Source organism: Maritalea myrionectae, from assembly GCF_003433515.1.
Lineage (GTDB): Bacteria > Pseudomonadota > Alphaproteobacteria > Rhizobiales > Devosiaceae > Maritalea > Maritalea myrionectae.
On sequence record NZ_CP021331.1, the window covers coordinates 121,826 to 146,939 of the forward strand.

Genomic DNA, 25,114 nt, shown 5'->3' on the forward strand with positions numbered 1-25,114 from the left:
CGCGATGCTTGTTACTTTGGCAATTGTGGTAGCCGCTGCGGTTCTTGCGCCCGTGATTTCACCGCAAAACCCTTATGACAATGCCGTGGTTGACTTTTTTGATAGCAACCTGCCCCCTGGCTCAAAGTCAGGTGACGGCGCGATCACCTACTGGTTGGGCACAGATGCCTTGGGCCGGGATATGCTTTCGGCTATCCTTTATGGGTTACGCACCTCCCTGCTCATCAGTGGCACCGCTGCGGCACTTGCTTTTTTCCTTGGCGCATTGGCCGGCCTGTCGTCCGCCTTCTTCCGTGGCAAAACCGAAGCCATCATCATGCGTGCCGTGGACATTAAGCTTGGCTTTCCGACCATTTTGGTCGCCATGATTATCATGGCAGTATTCGGTCCGGGCGTTGTCAATTTGGTTTTTGCGCTCGTGTTCGCCCAATGGCCCTATTATGCGAGGACAGCGCGATCCGCAGCACTTGTGGAAATGGGCAAAGAATATATGGACGCCACAAAGTGCCTTGAGCTTCCAATTTGGCGGGTCTTGCTGGTACACTTACTGCCTAACTCCATCCCCCCTTTGGTGGTGGTTTTTACCCTGCAACTGGCTCACGCCGCGGCTATCGAAGCGTCCCTGTCCTTCTTGGGTTTGGGCGTATCTATAGAGCAACCGTCGCTGGGATTGCTTATCTCTAATGGCTCAAAAGAAATATTGTCGGGCCACGAGTGGCAGCTGCTGTTCCCGGGCATCGCCCTAGTCATTCTCATTTTTACAATCAATGTCGTAGGTGATCGCCTGCGCCTCTTGTTGAACCCGAAAGAGGTGGACTGATGAACACTCCAAATGCGTCGGTATTGTCCGTGCACAATCTAAGGGTTGGCTTGTCGCGTGAACAACAAAATATTGAATTGGTACGTGGCGTCTCTTTTGATCTTCATCCGGGGGAGATCCTTGGTGTGGTCGGCGAGAGCGGGTCAGGGAAATCACTGACAAGCTACTCCTTGGTGGGCCTGTTGGAGCCCCCACTGTCAATCCTTGACGGACACATTCTCTTTGAAGACGAAGATCTTACTCAACTCAGCGAGCATAATCTACGGGCCATCCGTGGCGACAAGATATCGTTTATATTTCAAGATCCGATGGTGGCATTGAATCCGGTTTTGACAATCGGAGAACAAATGGCGGAAGCCATTTTTTCCCATGCGCGCGTTTCAACAGACGACGTCAGAAAACGCTCAATTCAGGCTATGCAAGCTGTGGGTATTCCCTCACCCGCCGAGCGCTTGAATTCATATCCTCATGAGTTTTCGGGGGGGATGCGTCAGCGGGTCGTCATCGCGATCGCCTTTCTCAACCAACCTGAGATCATTATTGCTGACGAGCCAACAACCGCCCTGGACGTCACCATCCAAGCACAGATTATTGCTGAAATGCAGGATATGGTCCAGGCTCGCAACACCGCCGTCATCTGGGTAACCCACGATCTCGCTTTGCTCTCAGGTTTTGCAGATCGCATAGCCGTCATGTATGCCGGGGAGGTTGTTGAATTAGGTGACGCCGCGCAGGTCATCAACGCCCCTCAACACCCTTATACCAAGGCGCTTATCGAAGCCCTTCCCGTTGAGGGTCGCGAAGAACTCACTGTACTTGAGGGTTTCCCTCCCAACCTCATGGAAAACTTTAAAGGATGTGCATTTGCTCCCCGTTGCCCTCAAGCCAAAGCAAAATGCAAACAGGTTGAAGCGCCTGTGATTAGCGATGAACTTTCATATATACGATGCCATTTCCCCTTAGGAGGCGCATCATGACGGAAACTCCTCTGATCGAATTTAAAAACATATCGCGTGAGTTTACTCGATATGATGGGATATTCAGTCGATTGGCGCACAAGCTCCGGCTTGGCAAACCGTTGGAACGGTTGGTGGCGCTCAATAATATCAACCTAGCTGTTTATGCAGGGGAAACTGTCGGTGTCGTTGGCGAAAGCGGGTGCGGTAAAACCACACTTGGTCGCATCGCGGCGCAATTATTGTCGCCCACAGGAGGCGATATTCTGTTTGACGGCAGCCCCCTCGCCTCACTACCTGACGCCGAGGCCAAAAGGGTCCGCACGAGCATCCAAATGGTGTTTCAGAACCCCTATGCGAGCCTTAACCCAAGGAGGCGGATAGGTGATACAATTGTTGAAGCTGCTTTAGCGCATAAAATCATTGAACCAAAGGAAAAGCGGAGCTTTCTAAAAGCAATGATGAATCAAGTGGGCCTCGCCCCAGAGTTGGCTCACAGATTTCCCCATGAGCTTTCTGGTGGACAGCGCCAAAGGGTTGGCATAGCGCGCGCCCTTGCAGTGGACCCTGCAATAGTGGTTTTTGATGAGGCTGTCGCTGCACTCGATGTGTCCATCCAAGCGCAGATTCTCATGCTCCTTCAAAAACTAAGGCGACAAGAGGAGTTTACCGCGCTGTTCATCAGTCATGATTTGAATGTTGTGCGGCATATCTCTGATCGAGTCGCTGTCCTTTATTTGGGCAAAATTGTCGAAATCGCGCCCACTAAGACAATGTTCAAGTCCGCTCACCATCCCTATTCGCAGGCGCTATTGGCTGAAGCACCTTCGTTGGACACTACAAAAAAGAAGTTTGCAGCTATCAAGGGTGAACTGCCTTCCCCGCTTAACCCACCTTCGGGATGTCATTTTCACCCGCGTTGTCCCCATGCGCAAGAGATTTGCGCAAATAAGGTGCCTCCAATTCAGCACCTGTCTGAAGGGCATCTGAGTGCTTGTCATCTGGGCGATGCCATTCCGCATATCGATGCCAACCAACCAAAGTAAAGAAAATAGAGAGGAGACCAAAAATTATGCGTTTACATCTAACCAAAGCCAGCGTTGCAGCGCTTGTTTTTTGTAGCTTGGCAACCGGGGTATCTGCTGACACCCTTCGCCTCGCGTTAGCAGGCGAACACCAGTCTGTTGACCCACATTTTTCGCGTACGTCACCCAATCAAAATACAGCGGCGCACATATTTGACACACTTGTTACCATTGATGAGGCCATGCAACGCCAACCTTCTTTGGCCGTTTCGTGGAAAGCACTGGACGATTTGACCTGGGAAATCAAACTGCGGGAAGGGGTCAAATTTCATGATGGCTCTGACTTTGATTCCGCTGATGTTATCTCGTCTGTTGAACGCGTACCAAATGTCGCCAACTCACCGGCTCCGTTTACCAGCTCTGTGTCTATGATTGACACGATTGAAGCGGTGGACGCTCTCACACTGCGCGTCACAACTAAGGGACCCACGCCTGGCCTCATGCAGGGTCTGGGCGGCGTTTATATTCTGCCGTCAGAACTCGGCAATGACGTTGCGAGCGCGGAGTTTGACAATGGCAATGCCGCCATTGGCACAGGCCCTTACAAGTTCGTCTCTTGGACCCCCAATGAAAGCCTAGTTTTGGACGCTAACGAGACTTACTGGGCGGGCGCCCCGGCATATGACGATGTTGTTATCCGTTATATTCCAAATGCGGCATCACGCGTTGCGACCTTGCTGGCGGGTGACGTGGATGCAATCGACAAGGTGCCACCTGCGGATACAGATACAATTGAAAAACGGGACGACCTGAAAGTTGTCGACAGCGTTTCAGGACGCGTGATTTATCTTCACATGGACAGCGACCGGGAGGTCACGCCTTTCATCACCGAGAAAGATGGGTCTGAGATCAAAAACCCGCTGCGAGATGCGCGCGTCCGCAAGGCCCTGTCTTTGATGCTTGATCGCGGCAGAATTGTTCAAAGCATTCTAAGCGGAAAAGGTACACCGACAGGTCAGATGGTTCCTGAGGGCTTCATGGGTTTTAATCCCGCCATTGATGTGCCGCAGGCTGATATTGATGAAGCAAAGCGTCTATTGGCCGAGGCCGGTTATCCCGACGGATTTAAAATTACGATCCACGGTCCAAATGATCGCTATGTCAATGACGCAAAGGTCCTACAAGCGGTCTCGCAACTGTTTGCCCGTGCTGGGTTGACCAGCGAAGTTCAGGCGATGCCGAAAAATGTCTACTTCAAATCGGCTTCCAAGAGAGAGTTCAGCGTGTTCTTGGTTGGCTTTGGCACAACATCGGGCGACTCTTTGCGCGGTCTGCGTCAAGTCATGGCGACTTATGACAAAGAAAACGGCGTAGGCACGTTCAACCGCGGGCGCTTTTCAAACGAAGCGTTTGATGAGCTTGTCGCCGAAGCATCGGCAACATTCGATGAAGGTGAAAAAGCTGAGTTATTGGAGCAAGCCGCACAAATCGGCTTCGACCAGGAGCAAGGGATACTGCCTTTGTATTTTGAGCAGCTTATTTGGGGCATGGACGATGACATTACACTGTCAACCCGTCCAATAGAGCGCACTTTGGCGCAAAACTTCGCTCCTAAAGAATAGTCCTACTTAGTGTGGTTCATCCTGATATGAATGTTTTACTGAATGAAACAGCTCTGCCCTTTCGCTCATCAGCAATGGTCACAATGCGAGATGGGGTCAGGTTGGCCACCGACATTTATCTCCCTGACGGGCCGGGTCCCTGGCCCGTCATCATCGAACGGACGCCCTATAATCGCCGCGGCATTTCAAATTCTGAGGTCTCTGCAAAAGAGAGCGCACCAAAGACACGCGTAGAAATCGCTGCATGGTTTCGAAATCAGGGTTATGCAGTCGTGATGCAGGATGTTCGCGGTCGAAATGGCTCTGAAGGTCAATTCACAAAGTATGTGAACGAGGCAGAAGACGGGTTCGACACGTTCTCGTGGATTGTTGACCAACATTGGTGCGACGGAAGTATTCTCACCATAGGATTGTCTTATGGAGCGCATACACAGCTGGCAGCCGCCTGCGCCGGTGCGCCCGGTCTTGCGGCGATGTGCGTAGATACTGGCGGGCTTTATGATTTGAAGGCGCACTCTATCCGCTATGGCGGCGCATTTGAACTCAAACAGCTCACTTGGGCTTATAAACATGCCAGATTACATGCTCTCAATACTGAGGATAACCAAGCTGCTGCGGCTCTGGAAGCCACAGATATCTCAGAGGTAATGTTCAACGACGCGTGGGAGAAAGGAAACTCACCACTAAGTGTGTTGCCGACATATGAGAATTCGCTCTTTCAGCTTTGGAATAATGATTTGGCCGCCTCTGACTATGAAGGCCCTGCGACGTGCGCACGACGGTGGATCAAAAATATCCCTGATATTCCCATTTGTCTTATCGGGTCTTGGAATGACCCCTATGCCAATTCAATGTTGGACTTACACAAGTCATTAAAGCAACATATTACGAAGCCCTTGCGACTCATCATGGGACCATGGTTGCACGGCAAACGGAGTCAATCAAATGCGGGTGATGCGGATTTTGGTCCTAAATGCACAATAGATGCATTGATGCAGACGGATTTTTTGGATTTTCGCCACAAATGGTTTCAATTTGCTTTAGGCAAAAGTGCGGATCCCTTGTGCCAGAATGACTATTTTTTTGAGATGGGACCGACTCCCCTTAAAAACAGCCAGTATCACCACTGGCCACTCGGTGGCACATGGCGCGTGACCAGACCAGATGAGAAGCTCGACTCTCAGCATACTCAGTTCCGATTGGTTGGTGACACCCTGAGGTCTCTTGACGGAACAAAAGGATTTTCTGAAGCGCATCGATTGCGCATTGATCCAGCCAAACCGTTCCCCACAATCGGTGGTGCAATCACTTCCGGCGAACCGGTGATGCGCGGCGGTATGTATCTATTATGTGGAAAAGACGTCGAAACTTCCATCTTTCAGCGCGACGATTTTTTGCTCTACCAGTCCGTTCCGCTTCTCGAAGAGATGTCAATAATTGGCAGCCCAACCCTGAGTTTTATGCCGCCGCGCGCGCATCAAGGTTTTGATGTTAGCGTGACCCTCTTGCAAACGATGACGGGACCAGATGGTCAATTGCTCAAGTGTGCCAACATCACTGACGGTATTTTACGGTTGGCAAAAGACGCTGCAGGCATACAAAAAGTGCGATTAATGGCTACAGATTTCTGTTTTGCTAAAGGAGACCGCATCGGTGTGCTTATTGCTGGCGCAAACTTCCCCCGCTTTGACCTAAATCCAGGCTATGGCAGAAAGATGCCGATGCAGCGCGACAAAGCGCCGTCACCGATCATTGTGGACTTGTCTGACATGACCGTTTGCCTGCCGACATCGCCACGGTTCACCTCTGAGCCGAAATCAAATGGCCCTTAATAAGGTCTCAAGGGGTTGCCATTATTGGACCGACTCGCGCAATTGCGCAATGCCGAGCAAGTGATTTTCATGTTCAAAACGTGCCAGGCTTTTCAACACATACGCCAAATGGTCCTGCATCTGTCGCGCCGCCGCATTTGGATTATGTGTCTTTACAGCCTTAAACAATTCAACATGTTGCATATGAATACGCAAATTATCACCGATTTTATGGCTGTGTTTGCTCAACCAGTGCTGGATGACGTGAGTAATAATGGGCTGGAACGCACCTGAGAGGGCCGAGAGTGCAGGTTGCCGCGAAACTTGTGCAAGCCGTTCATGAAATTTTGCATCGAGTACGCTATATGCGTCGCTATCCTTACCGGCCAACTCCGACATGTCAGAAAGCAGGTTCTCAAATTCGGCGATTTGGGTTTCGTTGATGTTGCGCGCGGCCGCGGCAGCAATAGCCGATTCAACAGAAATTCTAAATTCAAAAACCGTCTCCACCGCATAGGATTGTCGCAAAATGCTTTCAATCAATTTCGCGATTGGCGACGCAGGTTCGGATTGCAGGATAATGTATTTGTTTCTGGATTCATGCTGCAACATATCCAACGCCACGAGTTCCAGAAGTGCGAGCTGAATTGCGTCCTCAGAATAGCTCAGCCGGTTTGCAAGATCGTTGACGGGCGGTACATGGTCTCCAATCCTGAATTGCTCCATTGAAAGGAATTCGACCAATCGAGATGTGGCACCATTTGTTTCCAAGCCTGCACCTTTGAGACCACCAGTTTCGATCTGAGAAGGCGTCTCGGTGGGAAAATCAAGCTCTTCAAGTCCCGTAGGGACTTCTGCATATATATCGGACGTGAGTTGTAACTCCGAAAGGCGCTTCAACCATAGCAAGCGCTGCTTTCCATCAAAGCTGCGCAAAACACTAACAAATGCGGGTTCTGCGACCCGCAAAATAATATGCATAGACTGGATAAAACAGAAATTATAACTGGCTTCTGCAAGTCTCATCGATAACTCGCTTAGCGCTGCGCACTGCCCCTTAGAGCGTTTGGTTTCAAAAGCATCGGCCAGCTGCCGAATGGCATTGCTGATGCGTTGCTGATCAATTCCGGTTGCTTTTTGCCTGGCTACACGATGGCTTTCCAAGATCAAAAACCACCAAAGATTCATCATATCGCGGGGATGGCGCGCCATCGTTGTCGACAATGCCGCCATTAGATTTTCTGAAAGCGCGACTGAGACTTTATGTCCAGACTTTGTTTTCTGTATTAGCCGCTTGGCGCGCAAACGCGACAAAGCAAGCCGAACCGCCGTGCGCGAAACCCCTAGTTCTTGTGCCAGCGCCCTTTCGGAAGGAATTGGTTGATCTGGCCTAAACACCCCGGAAATGATGAGGAACTCAAGTCGATCTTCCACCACTTCATCGATATTTTGTATTTTAAGTGACGGTAGAGACATTTCGACCCCCATTGGCTCAAGCAGGTGGCAGACATCCATTCGAAAGGAGCTGCCACTCGACTCTTAGCCCAAAAGTACGTTTGGCAACCACATTGCGATTTGCGGGAAAGCTATCACAAGAATGAGGCCGAGCAACTGCAATAACACAAATGGTACAATTCCTTTGTAGATTTGCTGGATGCGAATTTCTTTCGGTGCCACCGCTTTCAGATAGAAAAGCGCAAAACCAAATGGCGGGGTCAAGAAGCTCGTTTGTAGATTAATCGCCATCAAAATAGCGAACCAATAGACGACATCAGCTTGAGGCAGATGAGTGCCGAAATCCAAACCTGAGATAATTGGCGCGAAGACCGGAAGTACGATAAGCGTGATTTCGATCCAATCAAAAAAGAAACCTAAGACGAATACGAGCGCCATCAAGGACAAAAGAACACCCCACGACCCCAGGCCCATACTGTCGAACAAGTGAATGACAACTTCTTCGCCGCCAATCTGCCTAAAAACAAAGGCGAAAAGCGTCGCACCAATAAAAATGCCAAAAATCATCGCATTAGTAAGCGCCGACCGGATCAATACGTCATAAATGGTCGCAAAAAAGTTGCGTAGACGGTACGAGTCCGTTTCCTCCGACCCCTCATTACTAGCCATATCTTGTGCAAACCGAATGGGCTTAACACCAAGCCTGGGCAGCACAACAAGATTGATGAAGCCCAACAATATCGCACCAAATGCGCCAACACTCGCCGCTTCAGTTGGCGTCGCAAAACCGGCCAAAATAGAGCCCAACACCACAATTATGAGCATTACCGGTGGAAGGAACGATCTCAAGATCATGAAAGCGAGCTCTTTCGAGTTCAAGGAGCGGGTGTTTTGATCAGCTTTAGGCGCAAGCTCGGGCTTCAGCCAACAAATCGCGATGATGTAGATGGCGTAAAAGCTGGCGAGCATGAAGCCAGGAACAAGCGCCGCAATGAAAAGGTTGCCCACAGACTTAGACAAGAGATCCGCCATAATCACAAGCATGATAGATGGCGGAATAAGTATGCCGAGCGTGCCTGAAGCAGCTACTGTTCCGGTCGCCAGTGCTGGCGAGTAGTTTTTTTCCATCATCACGGGCAGCGCCAACAAAGACATCATGATCACGGATGCGCCAATAATACCTGTGGTCGCGGCCAGAATAGTGCCCATGATGACGACTGACAGGGCTAGTCCACCAGGCACACGCTTCAGTAAAACCTGAAGACAATTCAAAAGATCGTTCGCGACCCCCGACTTTTCCAGCATTGTCCCCATAAAGATAAACATGGGTATCGCCGTCAGAATGAGGTTCTCTGATATCGCACCATGAATGCGCACCGGGATAGCGTTGAACTGCTGCCAGTCAAATAGCCAAGGATCAATTGCTATGGCGATCAGGGCGAACGCCAAACCCACGCCGGCCAAGATGAAAGCAACGGGAAACCCGGAAAATAAAAAAAGCGCCAAAGCCAAGAACATGAATAGAGGAAGAAATTCGGCCATTATTCATGTCCTCCGGAGAGCAGATCGCGCGTTTGGTCACTAGGCTCTGCCTCGACAAGGCCGGCCACACATTTCAACAGTTGGGAAATACCTGCCAAAAATAACGCCCCAAAAAGAACGAGCAGCATGGATTTCAAAATCCACACATTTGAAAGGCCAACAGTTGAGGAAGACACTTCATTGCTCATGAAGGAACGCTGAACATAGGGCCAACTGTAAAGAAAGCCAAAAACTGAAAATGGTATCAAAAATACGATAAGACCGATCAGCTCGAGCACGAGCTTGGCCCGCCACGGAAATAGATCTCTGACCAAATCAATGCGGACATGCGCATTTTTGATGAATGCAAATCCGATAAAGGTTGCAAAGGTAATGGTATGACTCCAAAACTCCGCCTCCTGAAGTTTGGTCGAGTTCAAACCTGGAAATTTCGGCACTTGGAAGTAACGGGTCAGCACGTCGTACATAGTGATAACGATAAGCGCCATCATTGCAACGGCACCGGCCTGGGCAACTAACCGCAAGAGCCGATCAATGTGTCGAGCGATCTTGATCATGATTTTTATCCTGAAAGGCATGTGCCGGCCGCGACAGGCTCGGCCGGCACATCTCTATTGCTGGTTATTGGAGATATGCGTTTTCTTTCCAAACTGCATATTCGGCGCGGAACTCTTCCAGCTCCGTCCAAGCTTCCGCAAACACAGCAGATTCTGCTTTTAGCTCTTCAACCACGGCCTCCCAGTTCTCTTCATAGGTGGCCAGTTGTTCTTCGCTCCAGCGGCGCACATTTACACCGTGCTCCTCCTGCAAACGTGTCAACGCCGCGCCATTGATCGCTTCACCCTCAGCCAACATATTTGTGAAGGATGCGCGACAGGCTGTTTGGATGGCTTTACGCTGCCCATCAGTCATGGCGTTCCAAGTATCAAGGTTGATGATCAAATCCTGAAGAGTGGATTGCTGATGCCAGCCAGGGAAGTAGTTGAATTTGGCCAACTGGTGAAACCCGGCGCTTTCATCAACGGCAGGCATGGAATATTCGGTTGCGTCAATCGTGCCCCGCTCCAACGCTGGATAAATGTCACCGCCTGGCAGCAACTGGGTATCAACCCCAAGTTTTTGCATCACGCGAGCACCCAAGCCGTAAAACCGCATTTTAAGGCCCGACATTTGCTCGAGAGAAGTAATCTCTTCCCTAAACCAGCCAGCGGTTTCTGGTGGAGATACCCCGCAAATCTCTGAATGAACATTATACTGTTTGTACAGACGATCGTTCAGCATCTCGCTGCCGCCGCCATAAAACATCCAGGCTGCATATTCACTTGCCCGCGGACCGAATGGAATTGCAGAAAACAATGCGAAAGCGATATCATTTTTGGCATGATAGGCAGGCTGGGCCCAGCCTGCATCCACTGTGCCCGTGCCCACGGCATCAAGCAATTCGAACGCGGGAACCAAAGCGCCAGGCTCATAGAACTTCATCTGCACATCACCGCCGGTGATGGCTGTAACCGTTTCCGCAAGATCGACGCCACCTGTTCCCAGCAAAGGCTGAGACGAGGGAAAAGCGGACCCCATTTTTAGGCGAACAGGCTCCGCCGAGGCAGCGCCGACCAATGCAGACATGCTCACAGCTGCAGCCAGTAGATACTTTTTCATAATTCCTCCCAAGGTCTAAAATATGGACCTTAAGACCACTAATCGGAAAAAACTTGGCTGTAAATAGAAAAATCTTGTTTTGGTATTTTTTTTAGTCCAATAGATACTGAGATTTGAGATTCTACCGACGCAAATGGATTTATTAATGCTGAAAAAACTTGCAACTAAGGGGATCGAAGCCGCTCTAGGAGCACCCCTGATTGAAAATGCGCTAAACACTTTAAGCCTTGATGGACCCGTACATGTATTAGCAGTCGGGAAAGCTGCGACCAGCATGATGGCGGGCGCAAGACGTTCCACAACAGATATTTCATCGGGATTTCTGGTTACAAAATTAGACCACATGGATAAAAACTGTGTGGACAAAACACTTCATGCCTATGAAGCGGGCCACCCGATACCCAATGAAACATCTCTTGTCGCTGGCGCACACATGGTAGAATGGGTGTCAGCACTTCCGCCCAATGCCAATCTAGTCATGCTCCTTTCGGGCGGCGCATCATCACTTGTGGAAGTTTTACCTGAGGGCTGGACGCTTGAGGACCTACAAATGGTGAACCAGCAATTGTTGGCGAGCGGCGCTGACATCGAATCTATCAATCAAAATCGCAAAAGCATCTCTTTGATTAAGGGCGGCAAACTGCTGCAAAACTTTAAAGGGCGACGCGCAGAAATCTTATCCATTTCAGACGTTCAGGGCGATAATCTGGCGTGCATTGGCTCTGGCTTGGGCATGGCGCCCACAAGGTGCCATTTTCAGCACACCTCCTCGGTGGTCGCTTCAAACCAAACAGTTCGCGAGGCAATTGAGCGTTTGGCATTCTCCCAGCAACTTGCAGTCATCACAAATGAAGAATCTCTTTACGAAGACGTGAGAACGCTAAGCGTGCGCTTGGTGGAGCAGATCATCGAAGGCCCGGCTGGTCTCTACATCTATGGCGGTGAGAGCACAGTCAAGCTGCCTCCTACACCTGGCCTAGGGGGCCGCAACCAAATGCTCGCCTTGCTGTTTGCGCGCGAACTCAAAAAAAACAACCTGCGCAACGTGAGGGGGGTGTTCATAGGCACCGATGGTACGGATGGTCCGACAAAGTATGCTGGCGCAACCGTAGATTGGGACACTTTGCAGCATGTGAATGAAGCCGACATCGCGATTGAAAAAGCCAACCCAACCCCTTTGCTAGAGCAAAAACAAGCCTGCATAGTTACCGGCCCCACCGGCACCAATGTAATGGATATCGCGCTGATCAAAAAGGAATGACAGCGCAGCAAAACTCAAACGCCACATCGAAATAAAGGATATCTGATGCGGTGAAGTCGCAAGCTCGTCATCCGAGCACCAGTGAACGGCAATGAACAAAATCTCATTAGCCCAGACGCTTGACTATTTCCTTCCAATATTTGCTAGCTGGTTCACTCGGCCCAGTTTGCGGCGCGAAAACTGCCCCCTTCCAGGCTCGATGTGGCGACGCGACACTCAAATGTCCGCTATCAGTGTAAGGCTTCAGAGCTTCGAACGCTTCGTGCAAACGCTTGTCATTTCTTGCACTTTCGTATTGAGACAAGACATAGACGTAATAGAATAGATTATATCGACGAAACGGAAATTCAGTCTTAAGGAAGCGACCGCCTATACCAAAATTGCACGGACCCAATGGCTTTCGGCTGCTCCAATGGTCCAACAGGAAATCAACGCCGCTATTTAGCGCATCGACATGCCTTTTCATTCCGTTTTTAAATAGGAATGCATCCAAAACCCAGAGTGTCGTGCCGGGGTTGCTAGCGTCAGTTTCCGGTGCTTTTCCGAGCTTTACGGTGGCGCATCGCCAACCACCATCTGCGGCTTGATTATCGAGTAGCCAGGAATATGATTTGTCAATTGACGCTGAGTTGGGCAAACTCAGCCGCCCTAGAACTGACAAAACATTGGCCGTTATGCAGGGCAATTTCGATTTTTGCGTCCCATATCGGAATGAACCATCATCATTTTGATACCCCAGAAGGAATTCGACAGCCTCTTTTAAAACTGGACTGTCTTCAACTTTGCCGCCTAATTGACCAATGGCGTGCATCACATCAATTGTGCTGAACCCCGCTGGCGCATGAATGTTTCCGTCGGCACGTGACCAATATGGCCCACCATTTTCGTCTTGCCGACCAATTATCTCCGAAATTTCTTGCTTCCACGACATGTTCATCACTCCTCCCAGTCAACTTTCGAAGCTACCTCAATCTGTTTGTTTCCGCGTTTGGCTCATCACGGCACTAGCATTTTGCAGCATTGAAGCGTCCGATTTGTTGACTGAGATCAAGCAAGGATGGCGAACGACCCGCGCTTTACGCCGTGGATGGTGAGCAAATAGAAATGAGCGGTGCGTTCAAGGCCTACTGCCCAACTATGTTGAACTCCGGCCCAAAGGGGTAACCGGTGATATTTTCATTGCCCGTCTCGGTGATCACCAGAATATCATGCTCACGGTAGCCACCCGCGCCGGGTTGCCCCTGGGGAATAGTCAACATCGGCTCCATCGAAATCACCATGCCCGGCTCCAGCACGGTGTTGATATCCTCGCGCAATTCCAACCCAGCTTCGCGGCCATAATAATGGCTGAGCACGCCGAAGGAGTGGCCATAGCCAAAGGTGCGATAGTGCAATAAATCACGGTCTTCGAAGAACTTGTTGATCTTTTCCGTAACGCTAGCGCAGCTCATCCCCGGTTTGAGCAGCGACATGCCATATTCATGCGCCGCCACATTGGCCTCCCAGATCTTTAGCGACGCTTTATCCACATGCTGCACAAACAGGGTGCGTTCAAGCGCGGTGTAATAACCCGAGATCATGGGGAAGGTGTTGAGGCTGAGAATATCGCCCACCTCAAGCCTGCGGCTGGTCACCGGATTGTGGGCTCCATCGGTATTGATGCCCGATTGAAACCAGACCCAACTGTCCCGATATTCCGCATCCGGAAAGTGTTTGGCGATTTCCAGCTCCATCGCGTCACGGCCTGCCATGGCCACATCGATCTCGCGCGCCCCTACTTTGATCGCGTCCTTGATGGCGTAGCCACCGACATCAGCCACTTGCGCGCCTTGTCGGATCAGATCAATTTCAGCAGGCGATTTGTGCATGCGCTGGCGCATGGTGGCGGGCGCAACGTCAAGGGTGCGGGCGGGGGTTAAAAACGCGTCGAGCAATGCCTTTTGCGCCAGTGACAGATGATCCCCCTCAAGGCCGATTGTGCGGCCCTCCCCTGTGACCGCGCGCACGGCACGCCAATAATTGTTTCGATGCCAATCTGTGTAAGTGATGCTGTCTCCATGGGACCGCCGCCACGGTTGGGCCGCGTCGATACCGGCGCTGATGGTGACGCTTTGTGTTGGCGTGACAACAAGGCCATATGGGCGACCAAAGGCACAATAAAGAAAGCCGGAATAATAAGCGATGTTATGCATTGACGTGAACAGGCAGGCGTCAATGCCCATTTCCTCCATCGTCAGACGCAGCCCGGCAAGACGAGTGTCATATTCGCTGGCGGCAAAGGGCAAAACCCGTTCACCTTGGTGAAATCTATAAAATTCGGGACGGTCCACGCTATATCTCCTTCTCGGTGCGCTTGGCCCGAGAGGGAATGGGTACCTCCCTTCACCGAGCAAGCGGAAAAGCAAGATCCCGGCGTTCAGGATGGTTAAATATAGGGCCGCAATCATGCGGTGGCGACGCCATCGCCTCCCCGTAAAGGCATACTGCCCGAAACATGAGATCAGGGCAAGGTAGCGTGTATTTCTCTTTCTTAGGAACCTAAATGCTTTCCGCCCCCCATGCATGTTAGTATTGAGATGTAAAATCCCAATACTAACGTTCATGAAAAAGCCCACGATGTGACGGTATTGGCTCCCAAGTTCAGGCGGTGTCAGATCGGTTAAAGCCGAAGTCCATTGATCGGCGCGTATTGCCATTCCTCTTACGCCTGTTGCAAAGCTCAGATCAATCATCGGCCAGCGTCGCACCAAACTCGATCACTCGCAATGGCAGCTTTAGCAATTTTACAAAGGTCATAGGACTTATGCGCTTTTGCAGTTGGCCTGCCGAATATCACGTAATTCAGCAGAGCTGGAGCATTTCAAAATTCGCACGACTTCTATTCTCAACTCAAATAATCAAACTTGACTAATTGAATTTAAGTATGTAACTTTTTTCACTAATTGCGAGGAGAGGAGATGAATCATGAGAATGGATACGCGTAATTTGGGACACAAAGGTCGTGCCTTTGCGTCAACGTTTAGAACGATTGCACTTGCGGCTGCGGCGTCACTGCCCGCCGGTTTGATGGCCGGCAGCGCATTGGCGCAAGACAATGTGGTGATCAGCGCTGAAGAGTGTGAGCGCAATCAATCTGTTGGCACAATTACCTATGTTTCCGGCTATGGCTATTCGGCTAGTGCAGGGCAGCTAGATGTGTTTTTGGCCAAAGAGTTTGGTTTTTTCGATGCGCTTTGCCTTGATGTCGACATTAATGCGGGCGGCGCAAACGGTCAATTGTTGGTCGCATCTGGCCAAGCCCAGTTCACGGCACTTGGTTCCGCATCTGACGTGATGTTGGCAGCTGCAAACAGCCGTAATTTGAAAGCTGTAGCAACTTATGGCAACAACTCGCCCTTTTCGATTTTCGCTAATGAGAAAATCAAATCTTTGAAGGATTTGGAAGGCGGCACGCTGGGCTATTTCATCAATATTACGCCAATTGCGAAAGCCATGTTAGAAGCTGCTGGCGTTGATATGTCAAAAGTCAGCCTGATCAAAATGACCAATTATGACCCGACCGTTGTGCCGCGCGGCCAGGTAGATGCAATTGTTGGTTACGCGTCAAACCAGCCTGAAAAGCTGCGTTCCCTTGGCATGCCATTTAATGAGTTCCGCCCAGAAGACTTTGGTCTACAAGGCACTTACAACGTCATGGAAGTCAACTCACAGTTTTTGAAAGAAAACCGTGAAGTGGCGGCGGATTTCATGCGGGCGTCGCTGCGTGCGCTTGAATACTGCTTGGCGAATGAACAAGATTGTGTCGAGCAAATAAGTGAACTAGCCGCAGCAAACAACCAAGGTTCTGCATTCCCAGCTGATCAGCAAGCGCGTACATGGGCAATTGAATCCTCTTGGGTACGCAACAGCAACAAAGCCCCTGGTGAACATTCCCCCGCTGATTGGAAAAATGAACACGCCATGGTCGCCAAATATGGCGAACTTGCTGAACTCCCGAACATTGATGAGATGATGGACGCGGAACTTGTAGCCTCCCTTTATAAGGATGGCCGGCTTCAGTGGCCTCGCTAATCGGTTATGCGAATGCAGGATGTTAGCAGCCAGTCTGCATCATCACTCCCAAAGGATGATGATGTCGGCGTGATGGTGCGAAATGTATCTAAGGGGTTTGGCCCTGAAGGTGCAAAAATCACGGTTCTCGATGATGTTAGCTTTGACATCAAGAAGGGCGAATTTGTTTCAGTTATTGGGCCAAGTGGGTGCGGCAAATCAACATTGTTGAAGCTTGTGGCTGGTCTTTCTAGGGCTGATGCCGGTCAAGTTGAGATCAATGGCAGCCCCGTAAAAGCGGCGGCGGAAGCCAAGTCGATCGGCTTGGTGCCACAATCCCCGGCTCTGTTGCCGTGGCGCACGGTGCTGGACAATGTGCGCTTGCCGCTCTTGATCAACAAAGGTGCCAATAAGGGTCGCGACTTGCGCGACCCGGAAGCCTTGTTACGCTCGTTTGGACTGGGCAATGCCATGCACAAATTTCCCGGTCAATTATCAGGCGGTATGCAGCAACGTGTTGCGATTGCCAGGGCCTTTGTTTTTGATCCCGCGGTTATGCTGATGGATGAACCATTTTCGGCTCTTGATGAGATGAACCGAGATCAACAGCGCATGGGTTTGCTTGAGTTTTGGCAGTCCAACCGGAAATCAGTGATGTTTGTCACCCACTCGGTGCCGGAAGCGATCATGTTGTCCGACCGGATCGTTTTGATGGCAGCGCATCCCGGGCGGATTGCTGAAATTATTCCGGTTGATCTGCCTCGACCTCGTGAGGAAGCCGCTTATGCGACTGATGCTTTCCGCGATTTGGAAGGCTATGTACGCAATAGTTTGAAAAAAGTGATGAGGGAAGCTCATGGCTAATACAACACCGACAGATACAAAATTAGCTGGGTCAGCTATGCGACCTTTGCGAGACTATAAGTTGGTGGCCATGGCGCTCTCATCCGTCCCCACCATTGTCACATTTATTGCGGTTGCCGTGTTGTGGCAGCTTGTGGCTTATTCCAATCCTTACGTGATCCCCACATTGGATGCGATTGGAAACAGCCTGATGAGTTTCCCGCAAATGTATTGGGCGAACCTTCTGGTCACCGCGCAAGAAATTGCCATTGGGGCGAGCATGGGCATATTTGCCGGATTTATCCTCGCCGTCATTATGTGCGAATTTCCGCTGATCGAACGCGCCGTTATGCCGCTAATGGTGGTGATTATGGTGACGCCGGTTGTGGCAATTGCCCCTGCGCTCGTGGTGGCATTCGGCTTCGGCATGTTGCCCAAATATATTGTGACGGGCTTGGTTGTCTTCTTCCCGATGCTGGTGAACTCCCTTGCCGGGTTGAAAGAAGCTGACCCGCGCGCCTTGGATGTGTTGCGCACGCTTCATGCCAGCCGCTGGGAGATATTCCGTGATCTGCGCTTCCCTGGCTCCATGCCGTTTTTCTTTGCCGGCCTGCGCATTGCCCTTCCCCTTTCGGTCGTGGGTGCTGCTGTCGCGGAATTTGTGGCTGCGGGTCAGCAAGCAGGCCTTGGCTCCCTGCTCACCATTGCCGCCGCGCAGGCTAATTTGCCGGTGATCTGGGCCTCTATCGCACTGCTTTGCCTTTTGGGCATCGTTTTGATCGCGGCCCTCGCCCTGATCCGCAAGCGGGTTCTGTGGTGGAGCGACGAGAATGCTGTTGGGCGCTAGGACGAACGTTCCTTTTGCGCCCACCGTCCCCAACAATGAAAGAGTTTTAAGATGAAACAACTCCGTTTTGGTGTGTTTGAGAACGCACAAGCTAACGATTCCGGCACCGCCACATGGCGCCATAAAGGCAATAAACGCGATCATTTTGATCGGCTAGAATACTGGCAGGAAGTCGCTCGCATTTGCGAAGAAGGTGGACTTGACTTCTTGTTCCTAGCGGACGCATGGGGTTGGTCTGAAGTGAATGGTGAGCGGCCAGATATCTGCTCGACAGAATCTTTGGATCTGCCGCGTATGGACCCGTTTATTGTCGCTGCCGCGCTGATCGGCCAAACCAAGGATCTTGGATTGGTGGTTACGGGGTCTACACTTCTGGAACAGCCCTACTCATTTGCGCGTCGCATGGCGAGCTTGGACCATTTCTCCGAAGGCCGTTTGGGCTGGAACGTGGTGACAACTGGCACAGCTGAAACCGCCGTTAAAGCCTTCGGCGTGCCAATGGTAGCCCATGATGATCGCTATGATATGGCCGATGAGTTTATGGAACTCTCCTATAAACTGTTTGAAGGTTCTTGGGAGCCAGATGCAATTGAGCGCAATAAGGATGGCCATTTCGCAAATCCTGAAAAAGTGCACCGCATCAAGCATAAGGGCACACACTTCAATTCTGATGGCTATGCCAACGCTTCATATTCCCCGCAAGGCACGCCTGTTTTGTTTCAAGCTGGTTCCTCCCCACGGGGTCGCCAATTTGGCGGCACCCACGGGGAATGTATTTTCCTTGGCGGCGGCACAGCTGAAAAATTGGCCGAACAGGTTAAGTCCATCCGTGATGAAGCCGTAAAGGCTGGGCGTGATGCCAATTCCATCAAATTGATGAGTGCCTTTTCATGCGTGATTGGCGACACCAAGGAAGAAGCAGAAGCCAAATATAAGGAGGTTTTGGATGCCCAAAACCCGGAAGTTGCTGTGGCGTCTTATGCCATGTTCACGGGGCTAGACCTGTCTTCTTACGCACCAGAAACGAAGATGAGCTCGCTACACACTGAGCTGTCGCAAACTCAGATTGCACGTTTTGGCGATAAAACCGTCGCTGACGTGTTGGCAGATTGGCATGCCCACGGCGTGAAACCCGCGCCATTGGTTGGCCCCGCCGAGGAAATTGCGGATCATATTTGCGAATTGGCCGACGCCACCGATCTGGACGGCTTTTTGCTGACCCCGGTCACACAGCCAGGTTCAACCTTGGATTTCGCAACCAAGGTACTGCCGATTTTGCGTGAACGTGGCTATGCGCGTGAAGGTTATCCAGAGGCAACATTGCGCGAGCGTTTGGTGGGCACAGCCACACCGCAATTGCGAGATGATCACCCGGGCGCGTGCTATCGCGCTGGCGCGAAGGGCTAGTCCATCATGGGTGCTTTGGGAAAAGTCTGTGTTGTGGGCAGTATCAATTTAGACCTTATGGTGCAGGTTGATCATGCCCCCGCGCCGGGCGAAACCATTATGGGGCAAATGCTGGGCAAAATGCCCGGTGGCAAGGGCTTCAATCAAGCCGTTGCCGCCCATCGCTGTGGCGCTTCCACCCAATTTGTGGGGCAAGTTGGTGCCGACAGCGACGCGCAGCATTTGCGCAAGGTCTGCGCGCAGATTGGTCTAAGTGACCGTTATCTGCGCACCAATCCAAAGGCGCCCACAGGCACTGCCTATATTTCCTGTCAAACTGGGGGCGAAAACTCCATTATTGTGGTGCCGGGGGCCAATGAGCAGCTGGACCTAACCCAACTGCCACATGCCCTCAGCGATGCTGATTTGATGATGGTGCAAATGGAAATTGGGCCTCAGGCGGCAAAGACCGCCATGGCGATCAGTCAACATCTTGGCGTACTGACTTTGCTGAATGCGGCACCATCCCGCGATGTTGGCTCTGAACATTTGGCGTTGGTTGATATTTTGGTGGTAAATGAAACAGAGGCAGAGGATTTGGGCGGCTTTGATGCCTTGCGGCAAGCCGGCCCTTCCCTCATCGTGGTGACGCTGGGTGCTAATGGCGTGATGTGGGCAGAACATGATGGCCCAGCGCAGACTGCCTCTGCGTTCCCCATCAATGCCGTTGATACAACAGGCTCTGGCGACGCTTTTTGTGGGGCATTTGCTTCAGCCCTAGCCTCTGGCCATTCAATTGAAGATGCGATTGGCCATGCGTCTGCCGCAGGGGCTCTCACTGCTACGGCGATGGGCGCTCAAACCGACAATTTATCATCAGAGAATATTCAGGCGATGATCAGCAATTCACCGCAAACGCAACAGGTGATCTTATGAGTACTATTGCTGTCAAATTGTTAGGGCTGATGCCGTCCGCGTCTGCTGGGCTCTTCCCCCGCAAAGCTATATTCGCCATCATGCAGCCGCTGAAGCAGCGCCTCGGTCCATTCTTTTTCGCCCTTCAAACGCGTGGTGGACAGCTCAAATATCTCGCGCACATAAAGCGGCGTGGTTTCCGATTGCACCACATCTTCAACATGATAGCCGTTGGCTTTCACACGGGCATCGATTTCGCGCACGCGATGTTCCAGCACTTCGATCACTTCTTGTCGGCTCAGGGCAAACATAAACGAGGTCAGTACCATTCCGGATTTCGTGTCGAACGCATCCACAGTCCAAATGACTTTTCGCAGCAGGCGAATAAATTCGACATTGCCCTCTGGCGTCATTTTGTAAACCGTGCGCTCGGGGCGTTTGCCCTGCGTCTCGATGCAATGCTCTTCTACATAGCCATCTTTTTTGAGCGACGACAGCGCATTGTAAATGGAACCGGGATTGACGTTGGCCCATTCGTCAACATGCCAAGTGATCAGTTCCTGACGCAGAAAATATCCATGCACAGGCTGAAATTGATGAACGGCGCCGAGCACCATGAGGCGTGTAAGGTTCGACATAAGCTTATGTTTACGTGATCATTTTTGAACATTCAAGATAGAATAGTTCAAACGAAATAAATCGAAGAATTTATAAGTTATGGGTCAAGCATATGACCCGGGAGAAGTCTAATGTCAGCACAAGCTCAACTTGCAGAAGCAATTTCGCCCACCGAATTGCGCCGCGCCTTTTCCGTTTTCCCTACTGGAGTTGTGGCGGTTTGTGCGCTTATTGAGGGCAAGCCGGTTGGCTTCGCTGTCAACTCGTTCAACTCGGTCTCGCTCGATCCACCGCTTGTTTCCATTTGTGTGGGCAACACATCATCGACCTGGCCAATGCTGGCAAAAGCGGACCGATTGGGCCTTACCGTTCTGGGCGCAAGCCACAGCGAATTATGCCGCAAACTGGCATCGCGCACGGCTGATCGATTTGAGGGTGCGGCGTGGACGGCAAAGGACAATGGTGCCATTTTGATTGACGACGGGGCCTTGTGGCTCGAATGCAGGCAAAGTGCCGCCTTTCCGGCAGGTGATCATGAGATGATCATGCTGGAAGTGCACGAAGCGAAACTATTCGCAACAATCGATCCGCTTGTGTTCCATCAAAGTCAATTTCGCGAATTAATGGGCGAAACCTGATGTCGGCCGCCCCTGCTCTCTCTTTGCAAGAGATCATCTTATCCGGCCATGTGGTTTCCGGCCATGGCCGGGGGCAAGTGCTGGGGTTTCCCACGGCCAACATTTCTGTCGCCGCGGATGCCCCCACCCCACCGGATGGTGTTTATGCCTGTTTGGTGACGATTGAAGACGAGCATCAAATTTATCATGCTACAATGAGCATTGGCGACAATCCCACATTTGACGATGTGAAAGAACGGCGTTTTGAAGCCTATATTCACGATTTTGATCGTGACCTTTATGATTTTGCCATCCATGTGAGTTTTGTGGCGCTGTTGCGCGAAATGGTGGTGTTTCCATCAGTCGACGCTCTCAAAGAACAAACCATGCGCGATGTGGAACGGTCGCGCCAAATATTGGCTGATTATACTCAGCGCTAAGGAAGGAAATCATGAAATTTTTCGTCGACACAGCCGAAGTTGCTGACATTAAAGAACTCAATGAATCTGGCCTTTTGGATGGTGTCACCACCAACCCAAGCCTGATCGCCAAATCCGGCCGTGACTTTATTGAAGTGGTGAAAGAAATTTGTGACCTGATTGACGGTCCTGTTTCCGCTGAAGTGGCCGCCACAGACTATGATGGCATGGTGAAAGAGGGCGATTATCTTGCCTCACTGGCCGACAATGTCGTGATCAAACTGCCTTTGACCATGGATGGTTTGAAAGCCTGTCGCTATTTCACCAATAAGGGCGTGAAGACAAATGTGACCCTTTGCTTTTCCATCAACCAAGCCCTGTTGGCCGCCAAAGCTGGCGCAACCTATGTGTCGCCCTTTATTGGCCGCTTGGATGACATCAATTTGGATGGCATGCAGCTGATCGAAGATATCCGCACGGTTTATGACAATTACGGTTTTGAAACCGAAATTCTAGCGGCGTCAATCCGTTCAGCCAACCATGTGAGCGATAGCGCGCTTGCGGGTGCTGATGTGGCGACGATTCCACCAGCGGTGATCCGCAAACTGGCCGAACATCCATTGACCGCAAAAGGCCTTGAAGCCTTCGTCAATGACTGGAAATCAACCGGCCAATCAATCCTTTAGTTGAAGTCGAATACTAAAGGCAGACTGAGCATTGGATTAGATGCAATAGATTGGCGACACGATTAGAAGGTTTGTTGAAAATCTAAGGTCCGCATCTGACGTGTTTTGAGGTTAGTAAATCCACATCGAGCTATCTTTGTTATTCCTTTCAAAACGATTCTTTAGCTGCGTCTGATATTGCGGACAAGAAGCTAGACATCTGGAGGCGACGATAGTACTACGCGCAATTATACGCTGTATTCTGGAAACATTTTCTGCGCTCAACGATAGTGTGTGCTCGGATATGCTGGGCGTTCGCAACATCCCAAAAGCAGACATTCGTATGCTTGATTTGAATTCCTCGAAGCTGACCTTCAGCAAACCCTTTGCTCAGATATAAGTCAAGGGCCACTATAAGCGGCCGAAGCTGCTTTCGCGCTTCCCCAGAAGATTGTTTGCTTCGGAAGCATGGCCTTTCAGAATTGAGAGTTGCCTTCATCTCGAAGTGCCTCCTTTATAAAGTCTTGTGGATCAACTGTGAATGATTGATAGAGCTTAAAGTGCTGAGTGTCTCGGAAATCAATTTCAGTAATACCGTGCCGAGTTAATTGTAAAACTCTTGCATTAGGCAATGCCATCAGTATTGGCGAATGTGTCGCCATGATAACCTGAGCATTGGCCATTTCTTGGATGCGGTTCAATATCCGAAGGAGTTCAAGCTGCCTCTTCGGGGAAAGAGCTCTTTCAGGCTCGTCCATAAAGTAGATGCCCTGTCGCGACGTTCGCTCTTCGAAAAAACGAACAAACCCTTCACCATGGCTCCAAGATAGAAAGTCAGGTGCTGCGCCCCCACCTTCCCGGGCGGCATCATCAAGGTAGCGGGCTACGGAAAAGAAAGATTCTGCCTTGAAAAACCAACCATTCGTCACTTTCGGCAACCAACCTGCTCGCAACACATTCGCTAATTCCGCACCGCTTTTGTCGATGGCGTTTGTATGATCTACTGGACGGTAACCTTTGCCACCGCCAGCCTCGTCATAGCCGCTCAGCGCGGCGATAGCTTCAATTAAAGTAGATTTCCCCATGCCGTTTTCGCCGACGATGATTGTTACAGGCGTAGTAAATCGAAGTTCAAATTCATCGTCTTTTAGCCATGGTAGATTGAATGGGTAACCCGACTTTTCCGCCATTTTGTCGTCCAAAATGACTAGTCTTTGTAGAAATGGTGAAGGCAGGTTTGTACCACGATTGCGACTTGACAATGTTTCACGCTCTTGAACTAGTTGCAGCGGATACCTTACACCAAGGATTGGCAAGAATGTGACTTTTCAAGTTCGTAATCAGAATTGCTTCCATCGCGCACTCCGGGATGAGGCAAAATTGGTGGTTGCCGTAGCTTTTTGCGCTTTGGGCTTGAGGCAGTCATTTGGTACCGGGACCCTGTCTTTGACCCAACAACCCCAAAAACTGACAATCGTGGCAAGTCAATTCCATTGCTAGAAAAGACCCCAAACGGGAAATCTGTGATCAGACATCTTGGCAAACTTTGACCATCTGAAAGTAGCGAATGGATTTAAAAAAATCTGTAATTGTTATGCGGCTGGCGCACATTGTCTTATAATCCATTTGGAGAAGGTCTCTATACGTTGGTCTCCGCGGCGTTTGTTAGGCCATGAAAAATAATATGCTTCTTCGCATTTCATGCGCCCCTGCACAGGCACAATCAGGTCGCCACGCAAAATTTCATTTCGAACTAAGAAGTCAGGAATAAGGGCGAAGCCAATTCCGTTCACGGCCGCCTGTATAACGTGGGCGTAATGTTCGAAACGTGGTCCTGATTTAATTTTATTGGACGGCAACTCGAAATATTGGCACCACGTTTGCCAAAGCGCGGGCCGCGTAGTGTGGTGTACCAACGGAAAATCCAGAATCTCGACAATGTTTTCCGGCTGCGTTTGGCTAATTAGTGCTGGTGAACAAACTGGGATTACAAATTCCGGCATCAAATACTGAAGCTTTGCACCGGGCCATTCCGGATTGCCAAAATGGATGGCCATATCGATATCTTCTTGATCGAAATTAAATGGGCGTATTTTGGACACCAAATTCAGGTCCAAACCAGGGTGTTCAGCAATAAAATTATTCAGTTTTGGAACAAGCCAGCGTGATCCAAATGTGGGGGGCACAGCAACGGTTAGCAGTCCAATAGACTGGTTGTGGGACAAAAATCGTGCTGTTGAAGCCTCGATTTCACTCAAAATCTGTGACATGTCTTTGCCGTAGTTTTCGGCAGCGGGTTCTAAAAATAGACGTTTACGCTCTCGCCTAAAAAGGCTTTGCCCCAATTGGCTTTCGAGTACCTGAATGCGGCGGCTTACCGCGCTTTGTGTCATGTTTAATTCTTCGGCAGCAAGCGTAATGCTGCCCAAACGATACACAGCTTCGAAGCAAACAAGCGAATTCATTGAAGGTAATGTGCGATGCATAATTTTTACATATTCCATTTTGGAATGATATTGCGCGATTAACTCGTTTTACACAAGTGCTGAGCTGTCCCTAACTTGTTTCCGTCAATTCGAATTGGATTGGCCGAGCAATGCACG

Annotated in this window: 23 protein-coding genes; 14 read left to right on the forward strand and 9 right to left on the reverse strand. The window is 50.6% G+C overall.

Annotation, left to right across the window (positions count from 1 at the left end):
- Positions 1–4: 4 nt before the first annotated feature.
- The 5 genes from MXMO3_RS17650 to MXMO3_RS17670 are packed head-to-tail and all read left to right on the forward strand — an operon-like array spanning position 5 to position 6,255.
- The gene (locus MXMO3_RS17650) at positions 5–820 is read left to right on the forward strand and encodes an ABC transporter permease (RefSeq protein ID WP_245985866.1); all 816 of its coding nucleotides are present in this window, start codon (positions 5–7) and stop codon (positions 818–820) included.
- A complete protein-coding gene (locus MXMO3_RS17655; protein WP_117397010.1) occupies positions 820–1,797 on the forward strand; it encodes an ABC transporter ATP-binding protein in 978 nt (325 codons plus the stop codon). Before MXMO3_RS17650 ends, MXMO3_RS17655 begins: the two co-directional genes overlap by 1 nt.
- A complete protein-coding gene (locus tag MXMO3_RS17660; protein ID WP_117397011.1) occupies positions 1,794–2,822 on the forward strand; it encodes an ABC transporter ATP-binding protein in 1,029 nt (342 codons plus the stop codon). The genes MXMO3_RS17655 and MXMO3_RS17660 overlap by 4 nt, the downstream gene beginning before the upstream one ends.
- A gap of 26 nt (positions 2,823–2,848) precedes the next feature.
- Positions 2,849–4,423 (forward strand): ABC transporter substrate-binding protein, encoded by a 1,575-nt coding sequence (locus tag MXMO3_RS17665; RefSeq protein ID WP_117397012.1) that lies wholly within the window; start codon positions 2,849–2,851, stop codon positions 4,421–4,423.
- A 26-nt stretch (positions 4,424–4,449) separates the two neighbouring features.
- Positions 4,450–6,255 (forward strand): CocE/NonD family hydrolase, encoded by a 1,806-nt coding sequence (locus MXMO3_RS17670; protein ID WP_117397013.1) that lies wholly within the window; start codon positions 4,450–4,452, stop codon positions 6,253–6,255.
- A gap of 21 nt (positions 6,256–6,276) precedes the next feature.
- On the opposite strand, the gene MXMO3_RS17675 is transcribed toward MXMO3_RS17670, so the two are convergent.
- The 4 genes from MXMO3_RS17675 to MXMO3_RS17690 all read right to left on the reverse strand — a co-directional run bounded on the left by MXMO3_RS17675 (position 6,277) and on the right by MXMO3_RS17690 (position 10,890).
- Positions 6,277–7,710 (reverse strand): FadR/GntR family transcriptional regulator, encoded by a 1,434-nt coding sequence (locus MXMO3_RS17675; RefSeq protein ID WP_162889362.1) that lies wholly within the window; start codon positions 7,708–7,710, stop codon positions 6,277–6,279.
- Between the two features lie 63 nt (positions 7,711–7,773).
- Complete coding sequence (locus MXMO3_RS17680; RefSeq protein ID WP_117397015.1) at positions 7,774–9,231, reverse strand: TRAP transporter large permease; 1,458 nt, start codon at positions 9,229–9,231, stop codon at positions 7,774–7,776.
- Complete coding sequence (locus tag MXMO3_RS17685; protein WP_162889363.1) at positions 9,231–9,788, reverse strand: TRAP transporter small permease subunit; 558 nt, start codon at positions 9,786–9,788, stop codon at positions 9,231–9,233. The genes MXMO3_RS17680 and MXMO3_RS17685 overlap by 1 nt, the downstream gene beginning before the upstream one ends.
- A 64-nt stretch (positions 9,789–9,852) precedes the next feature.
- Positions 9,853–10,890, reverse strand: a complete 1,038-nt coding sequence (locus MXMO3_RS17690) for a TRAP transporter substrate-binding protein (protein ID WP_117397017.1) — start codon at positions 10,888–10,890, stop codon at positions 9,853–9,855.
- 145 nt (positions 10,891–11,035) lie between these two features.
- Here MXMO3_RS17690 and MXMO3_RS17695 point away from each other — a divergent pair, with 145 nt between their 5' ends.
- Entirely contained in the window at positions 11,036–12,151 is a 1,116-nt protein-coding gene (locus tag MXMO3_RS17695) for a DUF4147 domain-containing protein (protein ID WP_162889364.1), read from the forward strand.
- Between the two features lie 106 nt (positions 12,152–12,257).
- Here the strand turns inward: MXMO3_RS17695 and MXMO3_RS17700 are convergent, their stop codons facing one another.
- A complete protein-coding gene (locus MXMO3_RS17700; protein WP_162889365.1) occupies positions 12,258–13,082 on the reverse strand; it encodes a prenyltransferase/squalene oxidase repeat-containing protein in 825 nt (274 codons plus the stop codon).
- 193 nt (positions 13,083–13,275) lie between these two features.
- Positions 13,276–14,481 (reverse strand): aminopeptidase P family protein, encoded by a 1,206-nt coding sequence (locus MXMO3_RS17705; RefSeq protein ID WP_117397020.1) that lies wholly within the window; start codon positions 14,479–14,481, stop codon positions 13,276–13,278.
- 634 nt (positions 14,482–15,115) lie between these two features.
- On the opposite strand from MXMO3_RS17705, the gene MXMO3_RS17710 reads away from it, so the two are divergent.
- The 5 genes from MXMO3_RS17710 to MXMO3_RS17730 are packed head-to-tail and all read left to right on the forward strand — an operon-like array spanning position 15,116 to position 20,213.
- The gene (locus tag MXMO3_RS17710) at positions 15,116–16,222 is read left to right on the forward strand and encodes an ABC transporter substrate-binding protein (RefSeq protein WP_117397021.1); all 1,107 of its coding nucleotides are present in this window, start codon (positions 15,116–15,118) and stop codon (positions 16,220–16,222) included.
- A gap of 12 nt (positions 16,223–16,234) precedes the next feature.
- Positions 16,235–17,065: an ABC transporter ATP-binding protein gene (locus tag MXMO3_RS17715; protein WP_117397022.1), complete on the forward strand. Its 831-nt coding sequence runs from the start codon at positions 16,235–16,237 to the stop codon at positions 17,063–17,065.
- A complete protein-coding gene (locus MXMO3_RS17720; protein ID WP_117397023.1) occupies positions 17,058–17,891 on the forward strand; it encodes an ABC transporter permease in 834 nt (277 codons plus the stop codon). The genes MXMO3_RS17715 and MXMO3_RS17720 overlap by 8 nt, the downstream gene beginning before the upstream one ends.
- A gap of 51 nt (positions 17,892–17,942) precedes the next feature.
- Positions 17,943–19,298 carry an NtaA/DmoA family FMN-dependent monooxygenase gene (locus MXMO3_RS17725; RefSeq protein ID WP_117397024.1) on the forward strand — a complete coding sequence of 452 codons (1,356 nt, stop codon included), beginning with the start codon at positions 17,943–17,945 and terminating at the stop codon, positions 19,296–19,298.
- Between the two features lie 6 nt (positions 19,299–19,304).
- Positions 19,305–20,213, forward strand: a complete 909-nt coding sequence (locus MXMO3_RS17730; RefSeq protein ID WP_117397025.1) for a ribokinase — start codon at positions 19,305–19,307, stop codon at positions 20,211–20,213.
- Positions 20,214–20,233: 20 nt separating this feature from the next.
- Here the strand turns inward: MXMO3_RS17730 and MXMO3_RS17735 are convergent, their stop codons facing one another.
- Complete coding sequence (locus tag MXMO3_RS17735) at positions 20,234–20,830, reverse strand: PadR family transcriptional regulator (RefSeq protein ID WP_117397026.1); 597 nt, start codon at positions 20,828–20,830, stop codon at positions 20,234–20,236.
- 111 nt (positions 20,831–20,941) lie between these two features.
- Here MXMO3_RS17735 and MXMO3_RS17740 point away from each other — a divergent pair, with 111 nt between their 5' ends.
- Genes MXMO3_RS17740 through fsa form a run of 3 tightly spaced genes read left to right on the forward strand, consistent with a single transcriptional unit; the run spans position 20,942 to position 22,532 of the window.
- Complete coding sequence (locus tag MXMO3_RS17740) at positions 20,942–21,448, forward strand: flavin reductase family protein (RefSeq protein ID WP_117397027.1); 507 nt, start codon at positions 20,942–20,944, stop codon at positions 21,446–21,448.
- Positions 21,448–21,867, forward strand: a complete 420-nt coding sequence (locus MXMO3_RS17745) for a riboflavin kinase (RefSeq protein ID WP_117397028.1) — start codon at positions 21,448–21,450, stop codon at positions 21,865–21,867. The genes MXMO3_RS17740 and MXMO3_RS17745 overlap by 1 nt, the downstream gene beginning before the upstream one ends.
- 11 nt (positions 21,868–21,878) lie before the next feature.
- Positions 21,879–22,532, forward strand: coding sequence for a fructose-6-phosphate aldolase (gene fsa / locus MXMO3_RS17750; RefSeq protein WP_117397029.1), 654 nt, complete (start codon positions 21,879–21,881; stop codon positions 22,530–22,532).
- 455 nt (positions 22,533–22,987) lie between these two features.
- On the opposite strand, the gene MXMO3_RS17755 is transcribed toward fsa, so the two are convergent.
- Positions 22,988–23,773, reverse strand: coding sequence for an AAA family ATPase (locus tag MXMO3_RS17755; RefSeq protein ID WP_117397072.1), 786 nt, complete (start codon positions 23,771–23,773; stop codon positions 22,988–22,990).
- A 330-nt stretch (positions 23,774–24,103) separates the two neighbouring features.
- A complete protein-coding gene (locus MXMO3_RS17760) occupies positions 24,104–25,015 on the reverse strand; it encodes a LysR substrate-binding domain-containing protein (protein ID WP_117397030.1) in 912 nt (303 codons plus the stop codon).
- Positions 25,016–25,114 lie beyond the last annotated feature (99 nt).